Below are 17,529 nucleotides of genomic sequence, written 5' to 3'. Positions count from 1 at the left end.
GAAGAGCGACGGGACTGGACCGAAGAGCGACGGGACGTGGACCGAAGGGAGAGACCCGTTGACGTACCACACCTGGATGAGGTTCTTCACCCCTCGCCCCGCCCACCACCGCCTCGGCCTGGTCTGTCTCGGCGTCGGCCTCCAGTACGGCGCCCTGCCCACCGTCGGCCCCCGCGTCCTCGACCACCACGTCGCTGTCGTCATCAGCACCGGCCACGGCTGGTACGACCACCCCGACGGACGCCGTACGACCATCACCGCACCCGCCCTGCTCTGGCTCACCCCCGGCACCCCGCACCACTACGCGCCCGACCCCGAAACCGGCTGGGACGAGGGCTTCGTCGACTTCACCGGGCCCGCCACCGCCTCCTACACCGAACTCGGCTACATCGAACCCGACCGCCCCGTCGTCCCCCTCTCCGACGCCTCCGCACCCCGCGCCGTCATCGGCCGCATGGCCCGCGCCGCCCGCCGCGACAACCCCCTCCTCGAAGTCGAGACCGGCGCCGCCGTCCACGAACTCCTCGTCGCCCTGCGCCGCGCCCGCGCCGACCTCACCCCCGACGGCGAACACCTCCTCAAGGCCCTCGCCCGCGACGCCTGCCTGCCCCTGTCCGTCGCCGACCACGCCGCCCGGCACGGCATGACCCTCGCCGAACTGCGCACCGCCGTCCGCCTCGGCGCCGGCTGCAGCCCCAAGGACTACCTCCTCGGCATCCGCCTCGGCCGCGCCAAGGAACTCCTCGCCACCACCGAACTCCCCGTCGCCGCCGTCGCCCGCCGGGTCGGCTACGACGACCCCGCCTACTTCTCCCGCCTGTTCACCCGCCGCGTCGGCACCCCACCCGTCCGCTTCCGCGCCCAGCAGGGCCGCGTCGTCCCCGGCGGCTGGAGCGACCGGGTGCCCGACCCCGAGGATCCGCCGATCATCCCCGGCACCCGGGCACCGTAGGGTTGACGCCCATGACCACCAGCAACCCCGGTACCGGTGCCGTCGACCCCGCCGTGCGCGAGGAACTCGCCCGGCTGCGCGACAGCATCGACAACATCGACGCGGCCGTCGTCCACATGCTCGCCGAACGCTTCAAAGCCACCCAGCAGGTCGGCCTCCTCAAGGCCCGGCACCAGCTCCCGCCCGCCGACCCGGCCCGCGAGGCCCGCCAGATCGAACGGCTGCGCAGCCTCGCCGAGAACGCCAAACTCGACCCGGCCTTCGCTGAGAAGTTCCTCAATTTCATCATCGCCGAGGTGATCCGCCACCACGAGCGCATCGCCGAGAACGCCACCAACGGCACCACGCCCACAGCGAACTGACCTCCCCGGACGTCCCCCAGGGCGTGACAGAACGCCCCCCGCAGGGGCATGCTGCGCTGTGCACTCCTTGTCAGCTGACGGGCACACACGGTCAGCGCCTCGGACATAAGCTGGTTGTCCCATGCGGGAGGGACGTCGGGCCATGCCGTCGGATGCCAAGATCCTCATCGTCGACGACCACGAGGACACGCTGTACGCGCTGGAGAGCGCCCTCGCCCCCCTGGGCTACCGGCTCGGCAGGGCCACCAGCGGCGACGAGGCCCTCAAGCAGGTCCTGCGCGGCCAGGTCGGCCTGCTCCTCCTCGACGTCCGCATGCCCGGCGTCAGCGGCCTCGACGTCGTCCGCTACATGCGCCGTGTCGAACAGACCCAGCACATCCCCGTCGTCCTGCTCACCGGCTTCGGCCCCGACCAGGAACTCACCGCCACCGCCTTCGGCCTCGGCGTCGCCGACCTCATCATGAAACCCATCGACCCCTGGACCCTGCGCACCAAGGTCCGCTACCTCTACGACACCCACCGCCGCCGGCTCGCCCTCGAAGAGGAGAACCGCGCCCTGCGCGCCCTCGTCAAGGACGGCCCCGAAGCCCCCGGCCGCCCCGCACGCCCCGCCCTGCCCCACCCGGACTCCCGAGTCCCCGTCCAACGCACACAAGGGGCGCACGCCGACAGTCTCGAACAGGACCGGACATAGGCCGCGTACCGATCCGCCCCTGTGCCACGACCCCGCCATCAGGCAGCATGTCGTGCATGTCCGTACTGACGCGCGACGAAGCGCAGACCCGTGCCACCCTCCTCGACGTCCACCGGTACACGATCGACCTCGATCTCACCGCCGGCGACGAGACCTTCGACTCGAAGACCGTCATCCGCTTCACCGCGCGCACGGACGCGGACACCTTCATCGAGGTCAAGCCCGCCGAACTGCGCTCCGTCACCCTCGACGGACAGCCCCTCGACCCCGAGACCCTCGACGGCAACCGCCTCCCCCTGAAGAACCTCACCGCCGGTGAACACGAACTGAGCGTCGACGCGAGCATGCGCTACTCCCGCACCGGCGAGGGCATGCACCGCTTCACCGACCCCACCGACGGCGAGACCTACCTCTACTCGAACCTGTGCATGGACGACGCCCAACGCGTCTTCCCCGTCTTCGACCAGCCCGACCTCAAGGCCGTCTTCGAGATCACCGCGACCGTCCCCGACAACTGGACCTTCCTCGCCAACGGCATCACCACCGCCCTCGGCGACGGCCGCTGGCAGGCCGCCCCCACCCCCCTCATCTCCACCTACCTCGTCGCCGTCGCCGCCGGCCCCTGGCACTCCGTCCGCACCGAACACCGCGGCCTGCCCTTCGGCATCCACTGCCGCCGCTCGCTCGCCCCCCACCTCGACGCGGACGCCGACGAACTCCTCACCATCACCAAGCAGTGCTACGACCGCTACCACGAGAAGTTCGAGGAGCCCTACCCCTTCGACTCCTACGACCAGGCGTTCGTCCCCGAATTCAACGCCGGCGCCATGGAGAACCCCGGACTCGTCACCTTCCGCGACGAGTTCGTCTACCGCTCCGCCGTCACCGACACCGAACGCCAGACCCGCGCCATGGTCATCGCCCACGAGATGGCCCACATGTGGTTCGGCGACCTCGTCACCCTGCGCTGGTGGGACGACATCTGGCTCAACGAGTCCTTCGCCGAGTACATGGGCTACCAGACCCTCACCGAAGCCACCCGCTTCACGGACACCTGGACCGACTTCGGCGTCGTCCGCAAGGCCTGGGGCTACGACGCCGACCAGCGCCCCTCCACCCACCCCGTCGCCCCCGACCCCGAGCTCGTCCCCGACACCGCCTCCGCGATGCTCAACTTCGACGGCATCTCCTACGCCAAGGGCGCCTCCGCACTACGGCAGCTGGTGACCTGGCTCGGCGAGAAGGACTTCCTCGCCGGCATCAACACCCACTTCGCCCGCCACAAGTTCGCCAACGCCACCCTCGCCGACTTCATCGACTCCCTCGCGAGCGTCACCGACCGCGACGTCCACGCCTGGGCCGACACCTGGCTGCGCACCACCGGCGTCGACACCCTCAAGCCCGTGATCACCCCCGGCGACGAAGGCACCTACACCCTCCACGTCGAACACGACGGCAGCCGCCCCCACCGCATCGCCGTCGGTCTCTACGACGAAGACGTCGCCGACGAAGGCCGCCACCTCGTCCTGCGCGACCGCCTCGACCTCGACATCCCGCAGAGCGACGGCCCGCTCCCCATCGGCAAACGCCCCGCCCTGCTGCTCCTCAACGACGGCGACCTCACCTACGCCAAGGTCCGCTTCGACGCCGAGTCCTTCAAAACGGTCGCCGAGCGCCTGTCCGGACTGCCCACACCGCTCACCCGCGCGGTCGTCTGGAACGCCCTGCGCGACGCCGTCCGCGACGGCGAACTCCCGCCCACCGCCTACCTCGAGGCCGCCCGCGCCCACCTCCCGTACGAGACCGACCTCGCCCTCCTCCAGGGCGTCCTCGCCTTCGCCTCCGTCCAGGTCGCCGACCGCTACGCCACCCCCGAGGAACGCCCCGCCGCCCTCGCCACCCTCAGCAGCCTGTGCCGCGACCTCATCCGCCGCACCGAGGACGGCGACCACCCCGGCCTGCGCCTCATCGCCGTACGCCACTTCATCGACGCAGCCGCCCACCCCGACACCATCGCCGCCTGGCTCGCCGACGGCACCGTCCCCGGCGGCCCCGAACTCGACCCCGAACTGCGCTGGCGCATCCTCGCCCGGCTCGCCGCCCTCGGCGCCACCGACGAGGCCGCCATCGCCGCCGAACTCGCCCGCGACCCCTCCGCCACCGGCCAGGAAGGCGCCACCCGCTGCCGCGCCGCCCTGCCCGACGCCGACACCAAGGCCAAGGCGTGGGAGGCGATGTTCACCAACGACGACCTCTCCAACTACCTGTTCATCGCCAACGCCCGCGGCTTCTGGCAGCCCGAACAGGCCGACCTCGTCCGCGAGTACGTCCCCCGCTTCTTCGAGGACGCCGTCACCCTCGCCGCCCGCCGCGGCCCCGCCATCGCCGACGCCACCGGCCGCTGGGCCTTCCCGGCCCACGCCGTCGACGCGGAGACGCTCCGCCTGGGAGAACGGTGTCTGAGCGACGCCGACCCGATCCCGGCGCTGCGCCGCAAACTCGCCGATCAACTGGACGACCTGGGACGCGCGTTGCGCGTGCGACAGGCGTAGCACACGGACGTACCCCCTTTCGGGTTTCGATCGTTGGTCTTTCCGGGCGCGATGACGCATCCGCGTACAAGCTGGAACTCCCTCTAGCCCACGCGCCCGGGAGGACCCACGATGACCACCCCACCCCTCGCGTCCGGCGACTCCGCCTCCCTGCGCCCGCTGCTGGAGACGGTCCTGGGGGCGCTGGGGGAGGGGACGCGGGCGCGCGGGGGGCCATTGCCGGAGGGCGGCCCGGAGGCGGTCGCGCAACGGCTACGGGCGGCCGTGGGCGACGTACTCCCGGAAGAGGGCGACCCGGAGGCGCTACGGCACATGGTGCGCGCGCTGGCGGAAGGGTCCGCCGACCCGGCGGACCCGTTGTGCGCGGCGCATCTGCACTGCCCGCCGCTGGCGGTCGCAGCGGCAGCGGACTTGGCTGCGAGCGTGCTTAATCCATCCCTGGATTCCTGGGACCAGGCACCAGCGGCCTCCGAGCTGGAGTCGATGGTAACCAGGGCACTGGCAAACGAGGTCTACGGTGACCCACCCAGGGGCGCGGGGAACGGCGCGACCAGCCACGATGCACCCGCAGCTCTAGTCACAACAGGTGGAACCGAATCCAATCAACTAGCCCTACTCCTGGCCAGAGAGACCCTCGGTGCCCGCGTAAGCCTCGTCTGCGGAGCCAACGCCCACCATTCACTCCCACGTAGCGCATGGCTACTGGGCCTGCCCGACCCGCTGATCGTCCCCACCCCCACCGGCACCCTCGACCCCACCGCCCTCGACGAAGCCCTCACCCGGCACCAAGGCCCCCACCTCGTCGCCGCCACCGCAGGCACCACAGACGCCGGCCTCATCGACCCCCTCCCCGAGATCGCCGCCGTCTGCGCAACCCACGGAGCCCGCCTCCACATCGACGCGGCATACGGCGGAGGGCTCCTCTTCAGCGAAACCCGGCGTCACCAACTCACCGGCATCAGCGCCGCCGACACCGTCACCCTCGACCTGCACAAGCTCGGCTGGCAACCCGTCGCGGCCGGCCTCCTCGCGGTCAAGGCCCCGCAGGACCTCGCCGCCCTCCACCAACGGGCCGACTACCTCAACGCCGACGACGACACCGAGGCCGGCCTCCCCGACCTCCTCGGCCGCTCCCTGCGCACCAGCCGCCGCCCCGACGTCCTCAAGATCGCCGTCACCCTGAAAACCCTCGGACGGACCGGACTCGGCGCCCTCGTCGACCAAGTCTGCGACCGGGCAAGCGAGTTCGCGGAGCTCCTCGACGCACACCCCCGCTTCGAGCTCTACGACCGGCCCACCATCAGCACGGTCCTGTTCCGCCCCGCACACGCGACCGACGACGACATCGCCGCCACCCGCCGGCACCTCCTCAGCACCGGCCGCGCCGTCCTGGGCCGGGCCCGCACGGACGGCCGGCTCTGGCTCAAGGTCACCCTCCTCAACCCCCACACCCGGCCCGACGACCTGGCCGCCCTCCTGAAACTCGTGGAAGGAACCACCCCCCGATGAGCCGCACCCCCGCCCCCACCCCGCCCCACGAGCCCGACGCACCCCGCGACCTGGTCGGCATCGGCATCGGCCCCTTCAACCTCTCCCTCGCCGCCCTCGCCCACCCCCTCGCCGAACTCGACACCGCCTTCTACGAGCAACGCCCCGCCTTCGACTGGCACCCGGGCCTCCTCATCGACGGCGCGCGCATCCAAGTCCCGTTCCTCGCCGACCTGGTGACCCTCGCCGACCCCGCCAGCCCCTGGAACTTCCTCAACTACCTCAAGGCCCGCGAACGGCTCTTCCCCTTCTACTTCGCCGAGCGCTTCCACATCCAGCGCGCCGAGTACGACGCCTACTGCCGCTGGGTGGCCGAGAACCTCCCCGGACTCCACTTCGGCCACCAGGTCGACGCCGTCCGCTGGAACCCCGAACGCGACATCTTCGAGGTCGACTTCACCCAGCTCGACGCGGAGGGCGAGGCCGAAGCCCTCGGACGGACGTACACCAAGAACATCGTCCTCGGCGTGGGCACCGAGCCCTACATCCCCGAACCCCTCAAGCCCCTCGTCGAAGCCGCCGGCGTGCCCGTCATCCACGCCGCCGACTACCTCGCCCACCGGGGGACCCTCGCCGCCGCCGAACACGTCACCGTCATCGGCATCGGACAGTCCGGCGCCGAGATCTTCCTCGACCTGCTCCGCGACCGCCCCGCCGGCCGCGAAGGCCTCCACTGGCTCGGCCGCACCGAGGCCTTCGCCCCCATGGAGTACTCCAAGCTCGGCCTGGAGCACTTCACCCCCGACTACACCCGCTACTTCCACGCCCTCGCCGAAGGCACCCGCGACCGCCTCGTCACCACCCAGTGGCAGCTCCACAAGGGCATCGACAACGACACCATCGCCGCCATCCACGACGAGCTCTACCAGCGCACCCTGCACGGCGGCTGGCCCGACACCACCCTCACCCCCGGCGTCCGCGTCCGCACCGCCGGCCGGGTCGCCACCACCAAGGTCGAACTCCACCTCGAACACACCGAGCAGAACACCCGCTCCCGCCTCACCACCGACGCCGTCGTCCTCGCCACCGGCTACCGCGAACGCCCCCTCGACCGCATCCTCGCCGGACTCGACCCCTACCTGCGCCGCGACAGCCGCGACCGCCCGCGCGTCGACGAACAGTTCCGGCTCGTCCTGGACCCCTCCGTCACCGGCTCGTTGTTCGTCCAGAACGCCGAACGCCACACCCACGGTGTCGGCACCCCCGACCTCGGTCTCGCCGCCTGGCGCAGCGCCGCCATCCTCAACACCGTGACCGGCAAGAACCCCTACCCCCTGCCCACCCGAACGGCCTTCACCACCTTCGGACTCGAACAGACAGCCCGAGTCCCACAGGCCCGCCAGGCCCCGGCCGCGCTCACCCCGCTGACAGACGCCCGATAAAAAAGCCGTCGCGGACCCGTACCGCCTCAAGGCCGGGTCCGCGACGGGTTCGACGCGCCGAGTCGGCTAGAACACCGGCGTACCGTTCCGCGTCAACTTCCAGTCCACCGACGCGAAGTCAGCCGGGTTCAGCACACCCTTCGCCGTCACCCACTCCGCGATCCGGGTACGGATCTCCGTCGACTCCGACCACAGCTCCTTCGCCGACGCCACATGCGGGAACGCACCGCCGCCGTTCGCACGGTAGTTGTTCACCGCGAACACGAACTGCTGCGCGTCGTCCAACGCCGCACCGTTGTACGTCAGGTTCTTGATCCGCGAACCCGCCGCCTGCGCGATGTCGATGTCGTACGACAGCCCCGACACATAGTCGTAGTTGTAGTCCGGCCGGTTGTTCGCGTTCGTCAGCTTCTCGACGTCCACCACCGCGTCCGCCGCCGTCTGCACGAAGTACTGCGCCGAGTACTCCAGGTACGCCCTGAGCTGCGCCCCGGTCATCAGCTTCGCGACCAGCGTGTTGTCGTACACGTACAGGCTCGACAGGTCGCGGATGGTGACGTCACCGGCCGGGATCTCCGACGTCCGCGAGAACGGCGACGCCTGCGCGATCACCGGCAGCGAGGCGTACTCCGTGGACGCCAGCGCCGCCTTGACGACATCCTCCTGGACCTTCGTGATCAGGTCGATGATCGGGGCGTCCTTGTACCGCGCCTCGACCGTCGTCAACGTCTCGGTCGCCGAACCGACCACCTGGTTGACGTACTTCACCACGATGTCGTGGTCGTCCTTCAGCAGCTTCGTGATCTTCGGGTCGTCCGCGACCGAGTTCGAGTTGAGGACCGACGACGCCACCGACTCGACCGTCCACTTCCCCTTCTCGAAGACCAGCTCGATGTCGAACAGCGACAACCGCTCCGCATACGCCAGCGGCTCGGACAGCACGACGGTCTTGCCGGTCGCCGTGTTGGTGACCTTCAGCTCCGGGATCTCCACGTGCGCGTGCCCGACGAGAATCGCGTCGATACCGGGCACCTGCTGCGCGACGAGCGCCGCCGAGTTCTCGACGTACGGCAGCTGGTCACCGTAGGACGACGTGCCCGACGACCCCGAGTGCGCCGACACGACCACCACGTCCGCACCCATCGACCGCAGCTTCGGCACCCACTTCGCCGCCTGCTCCTCCAGACCCGGGAACGTCAGCTTGCCCTCGACGTACGCCTTGTCCCAGATCGCGATACCCGGGTTGGTGAGCCCGAGGACCGCCACCTTCACCGGCGGCGCACCCGGCACATGGAACTTCTTGATGAAGTAGGGCGGGAACGCCGGCTTCAGCGTCTTCGCGTCCAGCGCGTTCGCCCCCAGCAGCGGGAAGTCACACTGCTCCTCGAACTTCCGCAGCGTCTCGATGCCGTAGTTGAACTCGTGGTTGCCGAGCGCCACGGCGTCGTACCCGATGGCGTTCATGGCGGCGGCCATCGGGTGCACGGGACCGCCCGGGGCCGTGATCGGGTCCACCTTCGCGTAGTAGTACGTCAGCGGCGTGCCCTGGATCGTGTCGCCCGCGTCCAGCAGCAGCGTGTTGCACCGCCCCTTCTCCGCACGCACCTGGTTCACCAGCGTCGAGATACGCGACAGACCCTGCGCGTTGCCCTTCGCGTCCGAGTACTCCGCGTCCTTGAAGTAGTCCCAGTTGAAGACATGCCCGTGCAGGTCCGTCGTGCCCATCACCGTCAGGGAGTACCGCTTCACCGGCTTCTTCCCCTTCCCGGCCTCCGCCGCCTGCGCCGCAGGAGCCCCCACGGCACTCGCCAGCGCGACCCCGGCGCCGGTCACGGCGGACTTCTCCAGGAACTTCCTGCGGTTCAACGGCATGTCTTGATCTCCTCGGGGAACGGTCAACAACGCGCGTAGATTCTGACCCGAGCATGCCGAACGGCAATAGACCCCAGAGGTTTCGATCTGGTGACCTAACCCGTCACTTCAACCGCCGACAACCAGGCAAGAAGTGACAGAGTGGGTCGTATGACCACACCTTCCCCGGACACCGCACCCGCCGTGCCCTACGGCACCCCCGACGCCCCCCGCATCGCCGTCCGCGGCGAAGCACGCCTCGAAGTCGACCCCGAGATCGCCCGCATCGGCGTCACCGTCGCGGCCCGCGGCAAAGACCGCCGCACCGCCCTCGACGACCTCACCCACCGCAACGCCACCGTCCTCGACCTCATCAAGACCTACGGCGACGCGGTCGAGAAACTGGAGACGGGCTCCTTCTCCATCACCCCGGAGCTGAAGGAGAAGGGGCGGGGAGAGAGGGTGCATGCCTACCACGGCCGCGTCCGCATCACCGCGGAACTGACGGACTTCACGGCACTGGGTGAACTCACCACCCGTCTGGCCGACTTGGACCTCACCCACGTGGACGGCCCCTGGTGGGCCCTCCGCCTCACCTCACCCGCCTACCGCGAAGCACGCCAACAGGCCGTACGAGAAGCGGTCCAGCGAGCCCGCGAGTACGCGGAAGCACTGGGTACGACGCTGGCGGCCCTGGTGGAACTCGCCGACATCGGCGCCGAGAACGCCGAGCCCCTCGCCCCCGCCGCACCCGGCAGCCGCATGCGCACCATGGCCTACGCCGCCGCGGAAGACACCGCAGCCGCCCCCCTCGACCTCGAACCCCAACGCCAACGCGTCTACGCACAGGTCAACGCCCGCTTCACCATGCACCCGCCACAGCTATGAGCCGAACACTTCAAAACTTGTCAACACCCCTTCATCGAAAGGCTGTTGGGCGGTCATGCCGCGCCAATTCGCTACCCGCCGGTAAGCCCTAAGGTCGAACCATGCGCCGAGCCAAAATCGTCTGCACCCTGGGCCCCGCCACCGACTCGTACGACCAGGTCAAAGCCCTGGTCGAAGCCGGAATGGACGTCGCCCGCTTCAACCTCAGCCACGGTGGCTACACCGAACACGAGGAGCGCTACCAGCGCGTCCGCAAGGCCTCCGACGAGACCGGCCACAGCGTCGGCCTCCTCGCCGACCTTCAGGGCCCGAAGATCCGCCTCGGTCGCTTCGCGGAAGGCCCCGTACTCCTTGAACGCGGGGATTCCTTCACCATCACGGTGGAAGAGGGCGCGAAGGGGAACCAGGGCCAGTGCGGGACGACATACGCCGGCCTGGCGCAGGACGTGACGCCGGGGGAGCGCATCCTCGTCGACGACGGCAAGGTGTGCCTCGAGGTCACGGACGTCGACGGGCCGCGCGTCCACACCACGGTCATCGAAGGCGGCATGATCTCCGACCACAAGGGCCTGAACCTGCCGGGCGTGGCGGTTTCGGTGCCGGCGTTGTCGGAGAAGGACGAAGCGGACCTGCGCTGGGCGCTGCGCACCGGCTTCGACGTCATCGCCCTCTCCTTCGTCCGCTCCGGCCGGGACATCGAGGACGTCCACCGCATCATGGACGAGGAGGGCCGCAGGCTGCCGGTGATCGCCAAGGTGGAGAAGCCGCAGGCGGTGGACGCGATCGAGGACATCGTCGCGGCCTTCGACGGCATCATGGTGGCGCGCGGTGACCTCGGCGTCGAAATGCCCCTGGAACAGGTCCCGATCGTCCAGAAGCGCGCGATCAAGCTGGCCAAGCGGAACGCCAAGCCGGTGATCGTGGCGACGCAGATGCTGGACTCGATGATCGAAAACTCCCGCCCGACGAGGGCGGAGGCGTCCGACGTCGCCAACGCGGTCATCGACGGCACGGACGCGGTGATGCTGTCGGGCGAGACGAGCGTGGGCAAGTACGCGGTGGAGACGGTCCGGACGATGGCTCGGATCGTGGAGGCGGCGGAGGAGGACATCCTCGCGAAGGGCCTGCCCCCACTGACGGACCGCAACAAGCCCCGCACCCAGGGCGGAGCGGTGGCCCGGGCGGCGGCGGAAATGGGCGACTTCCTGGGTGCGAAGTTCCTGGTGGCCTTCACCCAGTCCGGCGACACGGCGAGGCGACTGTCCCGCTACCGCTCCCCGATCCCGCTGCTGGCCTTCACGCCGGAGCCGGCGACGCGGTCGCAGCTGAATCTGACGTGGGGTGTGGAGACGTTCCTGGGGCCGCAGGTGGAGTCGACGGACGCGATGGTCGATCAGGTGGATGAGCTGCTGTTGAAGTACGGGCGGTGCGAGAAGGGTGACGTGGTGGTGATCACGGCCGGTTCGCCGCCCGGGGTTGCGGGGTCGACGAACCTGGTCCGGGTGCATCACGTGGGGGAGGACGACAGTCCCAAGTAGGGCTGTGGCGTTAGTACTTGGGCCGTGTTGCGGGAAAAGACAGGGCCGGTGCTTGCTGGTGCTCGACACCACGAAGCAGCCTTGCCGCTTCGCGCGGAACACGTTGTTGTTGGGGCGGACGGCGCGGAGCGCTTTCTCACAGGCGTCGATGACTCCGGGCCACGCCTTGTCGAGCACGATGCGCATGTAGTACACGCCTCGGCGGTGTGGGCTGATGTATCCGTCGCCGAGGTACAGCCCCAGCAGGTATGCGTACGCAGCTTGATCCTCTGGCGGGCGCGGTACGTCGTCGCAGCGAGGGCAGGGTTGGTGTTGGCTCAGTCGGGGTTGGGGCTCGATGCGGCGTTGTCAACTGCGGAGTGTCGCTCGGGAGATACCGTCGTACATACGGTCAGGCTGCGCGAGTGATCGCGACAACACGCAGCAAAAAGCGGATGTTCACGAGAACGGGAACATCCGCTTCTTGATGGCTACCTTCGAATCGAAGGAAAAGTGCCCCGGGTCGGACTCGAACCGACACTGTATGGGTTTTGAATCCATTGCCTGCTGCCAATTGGGCTACCGGGGCTCGCAGAATCAAAGGTTTCCCTCGACCCTCCGCGCACCCACCTTACCGCAGCTAGGTAGGCTCTTGGGAGCAGCACCCCTGCCCCTGAACGAGGAGCCCCCGTGACCGCCCCCGAGTCGCCCCAGCCCGTAGACGCGCCCGACGACGACAAGTCGCACGTGCCTCCGCTGACGACCCGTGTCGTCATTGCCGAGGACGAGGCATTGATCCGGCTCGACCTCAAAGAGATGCTCGAGGAAGAGGGCTACAGCGTCGTAGGCGAGGCCGGTGACGGTGAGCAGGCCATCGAGCTCGCCCGTGAGCACCAGCCCGACCTCGTCATCCTCGACGTGAAGATGCCCAAGATGGACGGCATCTCCGCCGCAGAGAAGATCGCCGAGGAGCGCATCGCCCCCGTCCTCATGCTCACCGCCTTCTCGCAGCGTGACCTCGTGGAGAGGGCTCGCGACGCCGGTGCCATGGCTTATCTCGTGAAGCCGTTCAGCAAGAGCGACGTCGTGCCCGCGATCGAGATGGCCGTTTCCCGGTTCACCGAGCTGAAGGAGCTGGAGAAGGAGGTCGCCGACCTCACGCTCCGCCTGGAGACGCGCAAGCTGGTCGACCGTGCCAAGTCCATCCTCCAGACCGAGTACGGGCTGACCGAGCCCGCCGCGTTCCGGTGGATCCAGAAGACGTCCATGGACCGGCGTATGTCGATGCAGCAGGTCGCCGAGGCCGTCATCCAGGACGCCGAGGAGAAGAAGGCGTCCAAGGGCTGACCAGCCCGGCCAAGCGTGAGGCCCGCGTCCCCGACAGGGGGCGCGGGCCTCGTCGTATCAGCGTGAGGGCTCAGTCCTCACCCAGGTACGCCTTGCGGACCGACTCGTCGTGCAGCAGGCTCTGTCCGCTGCCCGACAGGACGATCTTGCCGATCTCCATCACGTGGCCGTGGTCGGCCAGGGAGAGGGCCGCCTGGGCGTTCTGCTCGACGAGAAGGATCGTCGTGCCCTGGGACTTCAGCTCGGCGATCGTCGCCATGATCTTCTGCATCATGATCGGGGACAGGCCCATGGACGGCTCGTCCAGCATGAGCAGCTTCGGCTGGGACATGAGCGCGCGGCCCATCGCCAGCATCTGCTGCTCGCCGCCGGACAGGGTGCCCGCGGCCTGCTTACGGCGTTCGCCCAGGATGGGGAAGAGGTCGTAGGCGCGCTGGATGTCCTTCTCGATGCCTGCCTTGTCGTTGCGGAGGAAGGCGCCGAGGCGGAGGTTGTCCTCGATCGTCATGCGGGGGAAGATGTGCCGGCCCTCGGGGGAGTGGGCCAGCCCCAGCGAGACGATGTCGTGGGCGGGGACCTTCTTCAGCGACTTGCCGCCGAACTTGATCTGGCCGCCGACCGGCTTGAGGAGGCCGGACAGGGTGCGCAGGGTCGTGGTCTTGCCGGCGCCGTTGGTGCCGATGAGGGTGACGACCTCGCCGGCCTCGACCTTGAAGGAGATGCCCTTGACGGCCTCGATCTTGCCGTAGGCGACGCGGAGGTCCTCGACCTCGAGGAGTGCGGTCATCGGTCGTTCTCCTTGCCGGGCGTGGCGTCCGTGGGGGCGCTTGCTTCGGCGGCTTCGACTTCGGTTGCTTCTTCGTCGCCGGGGGTGCCTTCGAAGGGTTCGCCGAGGTAGGCGGCGATGACGCGTTCGTCGCCCTGGACGGTGGCGCTGTCGCCCTCGATGAGCTTCTCGCCCTGGACGAGGACGGCTACGCGGTCGCAGAGGTTGAAGATGAAGCGCATGTCGTGCTCGATGACGAGTACGGCGATGCCCTTGTCGCGGATGGCGAAGACCAGTTCCTCGGTGGCGCGGGTCTCCTGGGGGTTCATGCCGGCCGTGGGCTCGTCCAACAGCAGCAAGCCCGGTTCACTCGCCAGCGCCCGCGCGATCTCCAGCTTGCGCTGCTCGCCGTAGGGGAGGTTGCGGGCCAGGTGCTCGGCCTTGCTCGCGAGGCCGACGAACTCCAGGAGTTCCATGGCGCGTTCGCGGGAGGCGGCTTCGGCCTTGTGGAAGCCGGGGCCGCGCAGCAGGGCGCTCCAGAGGCCTTCCTTGGTGCGGGTGTGGCGGCCGACGAGCACGTTCTCCAGGACCGTCATGTTGGCGAACAGACGGATGTTCTGGAAGGTGCGGGCGATGCCGGCGGCGGTGACCTTGAAGGACTTGGGCGGCAGGACGTTGCCCTTGTAGCGGACCTCTCCCTCGGTGGGGATGTAGAGGCCGGTGAGGCAGTTGAAGAAGGTCGTCTTGCCGGCGCCGTTGGGGCCGATGAGGCCGACGATCTCGCCGCTGTTGACCTGGAGGTCGACGTTGCGTACGGCGGTGAGGCCGCCGAAGCGCATGGTGACGCCGCGGGCGTCGAGGACGGTGGTCCCGGTGACGGTGGTGGTGTCGGTGGTCATGTGTCAGACCCCTGTCTTGCTGAGGACTGCGGGGGCTTCGGCCTCTTCGTGGAATTCGAGCTGGCGGCGCCGGTTGGGGATGAGGCCCTCGGGGCGGAACCGCATGAGCAGGACGAGCGCGACGCCGAAGGCGAAGAGCTGGTAGTCGCCCAGGAACTGGAGCTTGGCCGGGATGAGGTAGAGCAGGGCCGCGCCGACGAGGGGGCCGGCGATGGTGCCCATGCCGCCGAGGACGACCGCCGCGAGGAGGAAGGCCGAGTTGGGCGGGACGACGTGGGCGAACTGGTACTGCTCGGGGGTCACGGTGTAGGTGACGTGGGCCTGGACGGCGCCGGCGAGGCCGGCGAGGGAGGCGCCGAGGGCGAACGCGATGAGCTTGACGCGGAAGCCGTTGATGCCCATGGCGAGGGCGGCGGTCTCGTCCTCGCGGATGGCGATCCAGGCGCGGCCGATGCGGGAGTCACTACTGCGCTTGAAGACCACCACGACGATGAGCGTGATGAGGAGCATCAGCAGGAAGTAGTTGGCGAATCGGCCGATGGTGAAGCCGAGGATGGAGTGTTCCAGGCCGAAGTCGAATCCGAGGATGTCGAGGTTCGGGATGGAGGAGATGCCGTTGGAGCCGTTGGTGATGTCGGGTCCGCTGGTGCCGTCCATGTTGAGGACGGTGATGCGGAAGATCTCACCGAAGCCGAGGGTCACGATGGCGAGGTAGTCGCCGCGCAGTCGCAGGGTGGGGGCGCCGATGAGGACGCCGAAGATCATGGCGACGGCGGCGCCGAGGAGCGCGGAGAGCCAGAACGGCAGGTGCAGGTCGAACGGTGAGGAGGGGGAGCCGGAGACCATGGCCGCGGTGTAGGCGCCGACGCCGAGGAAGGCGACGTATCCGAGGTCGAGGAGGCCGGCGAGGCCGACGACGATGTTCAGGCCGAGGGCGACGGTGGCGAAGATCAGGATGTAGACGCCGATGGTCGCGTACTGGTCGTTGGACTGGGTGAAGGGGAAGAGGGCGGCGGCGATGAAGGCGCCGGACATGGTGATGGTGCTGTGCCGGCCGGTGATCGCCGAGACCCGGGCCACGAGCCCGGCCTTGGAGAAGGCGGCGAAGAGGAACCCGACGGTGATGAGGAAGCCGACGAAGAGTTCGTCGTACTCGGTGCCGATGCCGTAGGTGAAGACGGTCAGGCCGACGGCCATGGCGGCGACGATGACGAGGATCTCGGCGTAGGCGGGGAGTTTGCGGGCCGGGGCCGGGGTGGGGGTGAAGACGGCGGACTTCAGGAGGGCGACGATGTGGCGCCAGATGCGGGCGGTGCGCTCGCCGACGCTCTCGTCCTCGTCGATGGGCTCGTCTTCCGGCCGTTCGAAGGGCAGGGAGAACGCGCCGAGGAAGGCGGCGAGGGTGACGGCCGCGGCGATGTAGCCGCCGGGTTCGAGGTTGACGACGCCGCCGAGTTCGTCGCTGATCGCGATGACGGTGTACCAGGTGGTGGCGAAGGTGCCGGTGGCGGCGAGCTTGATGGCGCCGTCGGCGCCGGCGGGGGCGAGCCAGCCGAGGCCCTTGACGCCGTAGGAGGCGAGGCCGAGGAGGGCGGTGAGGGCGCCGCCGATGAGGACGAGGACCTGGAGGCCGCCGGGGTAGCCGTAGACGGTGAGGTCGCCGGGGAAGGCGGAGGTCCAGGTCCAGGCGAGGAAGGTGGAGACGACGGTGAGGGCGCCGCCGATGGTGGCGAGGGCGCGGCCGACGTTCTCGGGGAGGCCGATGAGGCCCTTGGGCGCGTTGTCCTTGTTGCTGGGGGCGCCGGTGCTTTCGGTGGTCTGTGTCGTCATCGGTGTCACGCCCTGTCCGCGACGCGCTCGCCGAGCAGGCCTTGTGGCCTGACGAGGAGTACGACGATGAGGAGTACGAAGGCCCAGACGTTGGCCCAGGACTGGCCGCCGAGGAGGTCGAACCCGGGGACGTCGGCGATGTAGGCGGTGGCCATGGTCTCGGCGAGGCCGAGGACGAGGCCGCCGAGCATGGCGCCGTAGATGTTGCCGATGCCGCCGAGGACGGCCGCGGTGAAGGCCTTGAGGCCGAGGATGAAGCCCATGCGGAACTGGACCTGGCCGTACTTGAGGCCGTAGGCGACGGCTCCGACGGCGGCGAAGAGGGCGCCGAGGGCGAAGGCGACCACGATGATGCGGTCGGTGTTGATGCCCATGAGCTTGGCGGTGTCGGGGTCCTGCGCGGTGGCCTGCATGCCGCGGCCGGTGCGGGTCTTCATCACGAAGTAGGCGAGGATCGCCATGCTGATCGGGGCGGCGACGAACAGGAAGACGTCGCCGGTCTGGATGGTGACGCTGCCGATCTCGAAGGGTCCGCCCGGGATCTCGGGGAAGTTGATGGACTCCTTGGCGCCGGGGTACCAGGCCCAGACGGCCTGCTGGAGGGCGAGGGAGAGGCCGATGGCGGTGATGAGGGGCGCGAGGCGTGGGGCGGTGCGCAGGGGGCGGTAGGCGAACCGTTCCGCTCCGACGGCGACGAGGACGGCTGCGATGACGGCTCCCACGAGCATCAGTGGCAGTGCGATCCACATGGTGGTGCCGTCGGGCAGGACGTACAGGTAGACCGTGAGGGCTCCGAACCCTCCGATCATGAAGATCTCGCCGTGGGCGAAGTTGATGAGCTGGACAATGCCGTAGACCATTGTGTAGCCGATGGCGACAAGCCCGTACATTGCTCCTAGTAGCAGGCCGTTGACCAGCTGCTGCGGCAGTTCGTTCACCGC

Annotated in this window: 14 protein-coding genes and 1 tRNA gene; 9 read left to right on the top strand and 6 right to left on the bottom strand. The window is 69.0% G+C overall.

Annotation, left to right across the window (positions count from 1 at the left end):
* The first annotated feature begins 76 nt into the window (after positions 1 to 76).
* From CRP56_RS10975 to CRP56_RS10950, 6 genes are all read left to right on the top strand, one after another.
* Positions 77 to 952 (top strand): helix-turn-helix domain-containing protein, encoded by an 876-nt coding sequence (locus tag CRP56_RS10975; protein WP_097273919.1) that lies wholly within the window; start codon positions 77 to 79, stop codon positions 950 to 952.
* 11 nt (positions 953 to 963) lie between these two features.
* Positions 964 to 1,314, top strand: a complete 351-nt coding sequence (locus tag CRP56_RS10970; protein ID WP_097262728.1) for a chorismate mutase — start codon at positions 964 to 966, stop codon at positions 1,312 to 1,314.
* 142 nt (positions 1,315 to 1,456) lie between these two features.
* Positions 1,457 to 2,008 carry a response regulator gene (locus tag CRP56_RS10965; RefSeq protein WP_097262726.1) on the top strand — a complete coding sequence of 184 codons (552 nt, stop codon included), beginning with the start codon at positions 1,457 to 1,459 and terminating at the stop codon, positions 2,006 to 2,008.
* Between the two features lie 56 nt (positions 2,009 to 2,064).
* Complete coding sequence (gene pepN / locus CRP56_RS10960; protein WP_179850983.1) at positions 2,065 to 4,560, top strand: aminopeptidase N; 2,496 nt, start codon at positions 2,065 to 2,067, stop codon at positions 4,558 to 4,560.
* A gap of 111 nt (positions 4,561 to 4,671) precedes the next feature.
* Positions 4,672 to 6,069, top strand: a complete 1,398-nt coding sequence (locus CRP56_RS10955) for a pyridoxal phosphate-dependent decarboxylase family protein (RefSeq protein ID WP_097262722.1) — start codon at positions 4,672 to 4,674, stop codon at positions 6,067 to 6,069.
* The gene (locus CRP56_RS10950) at positions 6,066 to 7,490 is read left to right on the top strand and encodes a lysine N(6)-hydroxylase/L-ornithine N(5)-oxygenase family protein (RefSeq protein WP_097262719.1); all 1,425 of its coding nucleotides are present in this window, start codon (positions 6,066 to 6,068) and stop codon (positions 7,488 to 7,490) included. The genes CRP56_RS10955 and CRP56_RS10950 overlap by 4 nt, the downstream gene beginning before the upstream one ends.
* A 66-nt stretch (positions 7,491 to 7,556) precedes the next feature.
* Here CRP56_RS10950 and CRP56_RS10945 read toward each other — a convergent pair whose 3' ends face one another.
* Entirely contained in the window at positions 7,557 to 9,362 is a 1,806-nt protein-coding gene (locus CRP56_RS10945; protein ID WP_097262718.1) for a bifunctional metallophosphatase/5'-nucleotidase, read from the bottom strand.
* A gap of 150 nt (positions 9,363 to 9,512) precedes the next feature.
* On the opposite strand from CRP56_RS10945, the gene CRP56_RS10940 reads away from it, so the two are divergent.
* Together CRP56_RS10940 and pyk are read left to right on the top strand one after the other, a co-directional pair.
* Complete coding sequence (locus tag CRP56_RS10940) at positions 9,513 to 10,229, top strand: SIMPL domain-containing protein (protein ID WP_097262715.1); 717 nt, start codon at positions 9,513 to 9,515, stop codon at positions 10,227 to 10,229.
* A gap of 101 nt (positions 10,230 to 10,330) precedes the next feature.
* Complete coding sequence (gene pyk / locus CRP56_RS10935) at positions 10,331 to 11,767, top strand: pyruvate kinase (RefSeq protein ID WP_097262713.1); 1,437 nt, start codon at positions 10,331 to 10,333, stop codon at positions 11,765 to 11,767.
* Between the two features lie 493 nt (positions 11,768 to 12,260).
* On the opposite strand, the gene CRP56_RS10925 is transcribed toward pyk, so the two are convergent.
* Positions 12,261 to 12,335, bottom strand: a tRNA-Leu gene (locus tag CRP56_RS10925).
* Positions 12,336 to 12,436: 101 nt separating this feature from the next.
* Between CRP56_RS10925 and CRP56_RS10920 the strand changes: the two genes are divergently transcribed.
* Positions 12,437 to 13,093 carry an ANTAR domain-containing response regulator gene (locus CRP56_RS10920; RefSeq protein ID WP_079310942.1) on the top strand — a complete coding sequence of 219 codons (657 nt, stop codon included), beginning with the start codon at positions 12,437 to 12,439 and terminating at the stop codon, positions 13,091 to 13,093.
* Positions 13,094 to 13,163: 70 nt separating this feature from the next.
* On the opposite strand, the gene CRP56_RS10915 is transcribed toward CRP56_RS10920, so the two are convergent.
* From CRP56_RS10915 to CRP56_RS10900, 4 genes are read right to left on the bottom strand one after another with little or no spacing between them, the layout of a single operon-like run.
* Positions 13,164 to 13,880, bottom strand: a complete 717-nt coding sequence (locus CRP56_RS10915) for an ABC transporter ATP-binding protein (protein WP_097262711.1) — start codon at positions 13,878 to 13,880, stop codon at positions 13,164 to 13,166.
* Positions 13,877 to 14,758 carry an ABC transporter ATP-binding protein gene (locus CRP56_RS10910; protein ID WP_097262709.1) on the bottom strand — a complete coding sequence of 294 codons (882 nt, stop codon included), beginning with the start codon at positions 14,756 to 14,758 and terminating at the stop codon, positions 13,877 to 13,879. Before CRP56_RS10910 ends, CRP56_RS10915 begins: the two co-directional genes overlap by 4 nt.
* 3 nt (positions 14,759 to 14,761) lie before the next feature.
* On the bottom strand, positions 14,762 to 16,588 hold the full coding sequence (locus CRP56_RS10905; RefSeq protein WP_097262706.1) for a branched-chain amino acid ABC transporter permease: 1,827 nt from the start codon (positions 16,586 to 16,588) through the stop codon (positions 14,762 to 14,764).
* A gap of 5 nt (positions 16,589 to 16,593) precedes the next feature.
* Positions 16,594 to 17,526 carry a branched-chain amino acid ABC transporter permease gene (locus CRP56_RS10900; protein ID WP_097262704.1) on the bottom strand — a complete coding sequence of 311 codons (933 nt, stop codon included), beginning with the start codon at positions 17,524 to 17,526 and terminating at the stop codon, positions 16,594 to 16,596.
* Between the last annotated feature and the right edge of the window lie 3 nt (positions 17,527 to 17,529).

Origin of the sequence: Streptomyces sp. TLI_55 (genome assembly GCF_900206255.1) — a bacterium.
GTDB lineage: Bacteria > Actinomycetota > Actinomycetes > Streptomycetales > Streptomycetaceae > Streptomyces > Streptomyces aquilus.
Note: the sequence above shows the minus strand (reverse complement) of the source record. Positions and strands in the feature narration are given on the sequence as shown.